Source organism: Acidisphaera rubrifaciens HS-AP3, from assembly GCF_000964365.1.
In the GTDB taxonomy this organism is placed as follows: Bacteria; Pseudomonadota; Alphaproteobacteria; order Acetobacterales; family Acetobacteraceae; genus Acidisphaera; species Acidisphaera rubrifaciens.
In genome coordinates this window covers 1-558 of sequence record NZ_BANB01000049.1, presented here as the reverse complement: position 1 = coordinate 558, position 558 = coordinate 1, and the positions used below count along the sequence as shown (strand labels likewise).

General features: G+C 68.3%; 1 protein-coding gene. It reads right to left on the bottom strand.

Annotated elements, in window-relative coordinates:
- On the bottom strand, window positions 1-339 hold a 339-nt coding region (locus B8460_RS22780; protein WP_206742634.1), incomplete at its 3' end, for a Hint domain-containing protein.
- Between the last annotated feature and the right edge of the window lie 219 nt (window positions 340-558).

Below are 558 nucleotides of genomic sequence, written 5' to 3'. Positions count from 1 at the left end.
GGGGCCGCCCAGCCGCCCGGGGCGCCAGTCGCCGCTCCAGCGGCGCAGCTCGCGCACGCAGATGCGCTCGCCCGCCGGCGTGAGGACGACGTCGCCGACGCCGAGATGCTCGACCGGCACCTCGCCGCGCACGGTCGCGATGCGGGTGCCGACGGTATACAAAGCGCGTGGCAGGGCATGAGGATTGTCGAAAAAATCGAAGTTGATGTCGGTAATCTGATCGTTACGGCCCGGCTGTGGGGCATTAAGTTCTTTTTCTGGATCTCCGTGTCTTTTCATGACGCTTGTTCCGATTATTATGCGCGCCGCGACTCTAGGTCGTCTTGCGGCCGCCGTCATCATCGCGGCTGGCGGAATAGTCTCCGTCGCAACGAATTGATCGGGTCTGTGGCGGTTCCGGCACGCGGGCCGGGTGGGTATAGAGACGGCGGGCCGGCGCCGGATGCAGGCGGCCCCGGCTGCCCGCGCCCCGACCGTCAGCACCCCAGCCGCCTTCCCCGCCCCGCCGTCCGCGAGAGATGCGATGACCGAGCCGCCCGCCCCCCTTCCGCCGTTGAC